Source organism: Variovorax sp. 01T439_2, from assembly GCF_056398445.1.
The window spans coordinates 1-4,815 of sequence record NZ_JBFTPJ010000427.1 but is presented as its reverse complement, the minus strand read 5'-3'; the positions used below and the strand labels follow the sequence as shown (position 1 = coordinate 4,815).

General features: G+C 71.3%; 5 protein-coding genes. All 5 read right to left on the bottom strand.

Translation table 11 applies throughout. From position 1 onward, the window contains the following. Nucleotides 1-714, bottom strand: a 714-nt coding sequence (locus AC1DOC_RS19500; protein ID WP_478130316.1) for a tripartite tricarboxylate transporter substrate-binding protein, incomplete at its 3' end; no start/stop codon positions are given. Nucleotides 715-731: 17 nt separating this feature from the next. Beyond that, entirely contained in the window at nt 732-2,138 is a 1,407-nt protein-coding gene (locus tag AC1DOC_RS19495; protein ID WP_478130315.1) for a sensor histidine kinase, read from the bottom strand. After that, on the bottom strand, nt 2,135-2,800 hold the full coding sequence (locus tag AC1DOC_RS19490; RefSeq protein WP_012748430.1) for a response regulator: 666 nt from the start codon (nt 2,798-2,800) through the stop codon (nt 2,135-2,137). Before AC1DOC_RS19490 ends, AC1DOC_RS19495 begins: the two co-directional genes overlap by 4 nt. Nucleotides 2,801-2,824: 24 nt before the next feature. Next, a complete protein-coding gene (locus AC1DOC_RS19485; protein WP_478130317.1) occupies nt 2,825-3,835 on the bottom strand; it encodes a Bug family tripartite tricarboxylate transporter substrate binding protein in 1,011 nt (336 codons plus the stop codon). 73 nt (nt 3,836-3,908) lie between these two features. Further along, the gene (locus AC1DOC_RS19480) at nt 3,909-4,703 is read right to left on the bottom strand and encodes an IclR family transcriptional regulator domain-containing protein (protein ID WP_012748428.1); all 795 of its coding nucleotides are present in this window, start codon (nt 4,701-4,703) and stop codon (nt 3,909-3,911) included. Between the last annotated feature and the right edge of the window lie 112 nt (nt 4,704-4,815).

Below are 4,815 nucleotides of genomic sequence, written 5' to 3'. Positions count from 1 at the left end.
GAGCACGGCCAGCAGGCGCACCGCCGCGCCGCCCGCAATGGCCTGCAGCGCTTCGGCTGCATCGCCCGGGAACACATCGACGTGCCTTCCCTGCAGTGCGCCCAGCGCATCGCCGCCGCCTTCGAAGGACACGAAGCGCATGGCCCGGTGGTCGCGGCCCGCGGCGCGCACCAGCAGTGCGGCCTTCACCCAGTCCTGGCTGCCGACTGTGCCGCCCGCGCCGAAGGCCACGCGCGAGGGCTCCTGCCGCAGGGCGGCGATCAGGTCCGGCAGGCGCTTGTAGGGGGAGTCGCGGTGAACGGCGATCACGCCGTAGTCGGTGCCGAGCGTGGCGATCCAGCGCACCGCGGTAGGCGGGTGCGGCCCGAAGCGGCCTTGCGCAAGATTGAGCAGCGAGCCGCTCGAGAACGCCACCAGCGTGCCCGGCCCGCCGAGCCGGCCGGTGGCAATGCGGTCGAAGGCCACCGCACCGATGCCGCCCGGCAGGTAGCGCTGGCCCAATGGYGGACGCCTCGGGCGCACCGCCTGCAGCGCGTCGCGCGCGAGGGCGCAGGTGAGGTCGAAGCCGCCGCCGGCCTTGGCGGGAATGATGCAGTCCGCCGCGGCCTCGGACGGATCGTTGGCCGAGGCCGCAGTGGCGCGAAGACTTCCGGGCAGCAGCAATGCCGACAGTGCGCGAAGCGCATGGCGGCGGGTAGCAGAGGGGATCGGCATGGGCTGTGTGCGCCCGGCTAGCTGGCGGCCGGCCGAGGCCACCAGATGATCGCATGCAGGCCCGTGCCTGCCTCGCGTGCCTCGAGCCGCAGCTCTCCCCGGTGCCGCTGCGCGATGGAGCGTGCAATGGCCAGGCCGAGGCCGAAGCCGCCCTTGCCCGCGCGGGCGCCGCGGCGAAAGCGCTGGCCCAGCGCGGCGCGCTCTTCGCCGCTCAGGCCCGGACCGTCGTCTTCGACGTTGAGGCTCCAGCCCGCCGCATCGCCCGCCGCGAAGAGCGTGATCGTGCCTTCGGCCGGCGTGTAGGCGACGGCGTTTGCCACAAGGTTGCTCAACGCCTCGCGCAGCAGCCCGCGGTCCGCCACCGCGAAGAACTCCGGCGCGGGCGCATGGATGCCCAGGTCGATGCGCTTGGCGCGCGCGAGCGGCAGCAGGTCGACGGCCACTTCGCGCAGCAGCGCCGCAAGGTCGAATTCGGCGGGTTCCACCGCCACCGTGTCGCTGCGGCCCAGCGCAAGCAGCTGCTGCGCGCTGCGCGTCGCTCGGCCGATCTCGGTGCCGAGCGCATCGAGCGTGGCCTGCACCTGCGCCGGGTCCTGCTCGCGCTTCGCGTAGTCGGCCTGCATCTGCAGCGTGGTGAGGTGGGTGCGCAGCTGGTGGGACGCATCGTCGAGAAACTGGCGCTGCTGCGCCACCAGTTCCTGCGTGCGCGACATCTGCTGGTTGACCGCTGCGACGAGCGGGCGTACCTCGGCCGGCAGGTCGGCCTCCGCGATGCGCGTCAGGTCGTCCGGCGTGCGGGCCTGCACCTCGCGCGCCAGCCTCGACAGCGGCCGCAGCGCCGCCGCAAGCGCAAGCGCGGTGCCGCACAGCAGCATCGCCAGCACCAGCCCGTCGCGCAGCGCGGCGCTGCGGACAAAACGTGCGGTGAACTCCTGCCGCGAGCGCGTGCTCTCGCCCACCTGGATCAGCACGCTGCGTCCGGTGCTGCCGGCCGGCGCGCGGTCGAGGTCGCGCCGGTAGGCCGCCAGCCGCACGGACTCGCCGAAGTAGGTTGCGTCGTAGAAGGCCGGCACGCCCATGGCCAGCGTGGCGGGCGGCGCGGGCAGGTCGGCGCTGCCGAGTTCGACCAGCCCGTCGGAGGTCGCCACGCGAAAGAACACCTGGCCGCTGGCCGTGAGCTCGAAGAACTCGAACATCGTGTAGGGCAGCTCGACCGAGAGGCCGCCCGAGGCCGTGGAGATGTTGGCGTCGATCGACTTGAGCGCGCCGAGCAGCGAACGGTCGTAGGCCGCATTGGCGGCGGCCAGCGCGTCGTGCCGCGTCATCCACAGCTCGATGYCGGTCACCAGCAGCAGGGCAGGGAACAGCAGCAGCGCGAGCCGCTGCCACAGGCTTGCGCGCCGCAGGCGAGCCGCAATGCTCACTCGGTCTCCAACACGTAGCCCAGGCCGCGCAGCGTCACGATGCGCACGCCGCTGCCGTCGAGCCGCTTGCGCAGCCGGTAGACCAGCACCTCGACAGCTTCCAGATGCACCTCGTCGTCGTCGGAGAACACGCGGTCGAGGATCTGCTGCTTGGACAGCGGCTCGCCGCTGCGCTGCACCAGCGCGCGCAGCACCGCCTGTTCGCGCGGCGACAGCGCCAGCGCCTCGCCGCCCAGCACGAACTGGCGGCGCGCGCCGTCGTACGCGAGCGGGCCGCAGGCCAGGCGCGGATGCTCCACGCCGCGCGCGCGGCGCACCAGCGCATGCAGCCGCGCCTCGAGCTCGGCCAGCGCAAAGGGCTTGGCGAGGAAGTCGTCGGCGCCCGCGTTGAGCGAGGCCACGCGCTCGTTCAGCGAATCGCGCGCGGTGAGGATCAGCGCGGGCAGCCGCTGGTCGCGCTCGCGCAGCCGCTGCAGCACCGTGTGGCCGTCCATGCCCGGCAGGCCGAGGTCGAGCACCAGCGCGTCGTGGTCGCGCTGCTGCAAGGCGCGGTCTGCCAGCCGGCCGTCGTCCACCCATTCGACCTGGATGCCCGCATGCTCCAGCGCCTTGCAGAGCCAGGTGCCCAGGGTGTGTTCGTCTTCGGCCAGCAGGATGCGCATGGCGCGATGCTAGGGGCTGCGCCGTCAGTCGGGCTTGATGTTTGCCCTTGCAATGACCTTCTTCCAGCGCGCCTGCTCGGCCGCGATGAACTGCGCGAACTGCTCGGGCGTGCCGCCGACGGCTTCGGCCGCATCGGCCGTGAGCCGCTGCATCGAATCGGGCGACTTCACGGCCTTCATCGTCTCGGCCGAGAGCCGGGCCAGGTTCGCGGGCTCCATGTTGGCCGGCGCGAGCATGCCGTACCACTGCGTCATCTCGAAGCCGGGGAAGCCCTGCTCGGCCACCGTGGCCACGTCGGGCAGCTGTGCCAGGCGCTTGGCCGAGCCGGTGGCGATGCAGCGCACCTTGCCGGCCTTGATGAACGGAATGATGGCCGYGGCGCCGATGGCCGAGGCGTCGAGCCGGCCCGAGAGCAGGTCGGTCACCATCGGCCCGGTGCCGCGGTAGGGCACGTGCAGCATGAACACGTCCGCGGTCATCTTCAGGTATTCGAAGGCCAGGTGGCCCGCGCTGCCGTTGCCCGCGGAGCCGTAGCTCAGCTTGCCCGGCTTCGACTTGGCGAAGGCGATGAATTCCTTGAGGTTCTTCGCGGGCACGTCGGGGTGCACCACGTAGAGGCTGGGCACCTTGGCCAGCAGGCTCACGGGCTTGAAGTCCTTGTTGGGGTCGTAGGGCAGCTTGGCGAAGATGAAGGGATTGACCGCCAGCGTGCCGATGTGGCCGAGGATGATCGTGTGCTGGTCGGTGCTGCGCGCCACCTCGCTCATTGCGATGTTGCCGGCCGCGCCCGGCTTGTTGTCGACGAACACGCTCTGGCCCAGCGTGCGCGAGAGCTCGGCGGCGGTGGAGCGCGCCACGATCTCCGAGCTGCCGCCCGGCGCAAAGGGCACGACGAAGCGCACCGACTTGCTCGGCCAGCCGGCCTGGGCCGAGGCCAGCGAAGGCAGCAGGCCGCCCAGGGCCAGGGCGCTGCCGCCTTGCAGCCATTGGCGGCGCGTGGGCTGCGGATCGTTCAGGAAGAAGTCGTCGAACATGGTGCTTGTCTCCATCGCTTGTGTGAAAGAAAGCCCGCATCCTGCCCCACGGATGCTGTCGGAAAGCTGTCGGTCAGATCAGGTTGCGCATGGCCTGCGCGGTTTCACGCAGGACCGGCAGCACGCGCGCCACCGCATCCTCGGAGCTTTCGTGGCCCATCGGCATGGTGATGTTGAGCGCGCCCACCAGCGTGCCGTGGCGGTCGCGCAGCGGCACCGCGATGCCGCGCGAATTGAGGTCCAGCTGCTGCTCCGACAGCGCCCAGCCCTGTGCCCGGATGCGCGCGAGCTCCAGCTTCATGCGCTCCATGCTCGCGATGGTGTGCGAGGTGAACACCTGCAGCTGCCGCGTGGCGAGCCAGCCGGCCAGCTCGGCGTCGCTGCGCAGCGCGAGCATCAGCATGCCCGCGGCCGTGACCTGCGCCGGCACCCGCGCGCCCAGCACGTAGCCGGTGCTCATGCTGCGGTTGGGTCCGTTGCGCGCGATGTAGACCACCTCGTCGCCGTCCATCACGCTGAGGTAGGCGATCTCGCTGGTGCCGGCGGCCACGCGCTGCAGGAAGGGCTGGACGATGCGCGGCAGCCGGGCCGAGTCCAGGTACGACTGCCCGAGCCGCAGCACGCGCGGCGTGAGCCAGAACAATTTGCCGTCGCTCGCCACGTAGCCCATGTGCTGCAGGGTCAGCAGGTAGCGCCGCGCGGCCGTGCGCGTCATGCCGGTGCGTTCGCCGGCCTGGCTGGCGGTGAGGCGCGGATGGGCGTCGTCGAAGGCTTCGATGATGCTCACGCCGCGTTCCAGCCCGGCGATCCAGTCGCGCTTGTCGAGGCCGGCGGGCGCGGGGGAAAGATCGGTGGCATCGGTGCTCATGGCCCGAAGTGTGCCGTGCGGCGGGCTGCGCGGCGGCTCGGCCGGATCAGGACAAACCCTGCTTATGTACGATCATCGAACGAACAAGGATGATTGTCGATCGATTGGGGCT

Coding starts and splice junctions, on each gene's coding strand:
- AC1DOC_RS19490 (WP_012748430.1), bottom strand. CDS start 2,800: ATGCGCATCCTGCTGGCCGAAGACGAACACACCCTGGGCACCTGGCTC.
- AC1DOC_RS19480 (WP_012748428.1), bottom strand. CDS start 4,703: ATGAGCACCGATGCCACCGATCTTTCCCCCGCGCCCGCCGGCCTCGAC.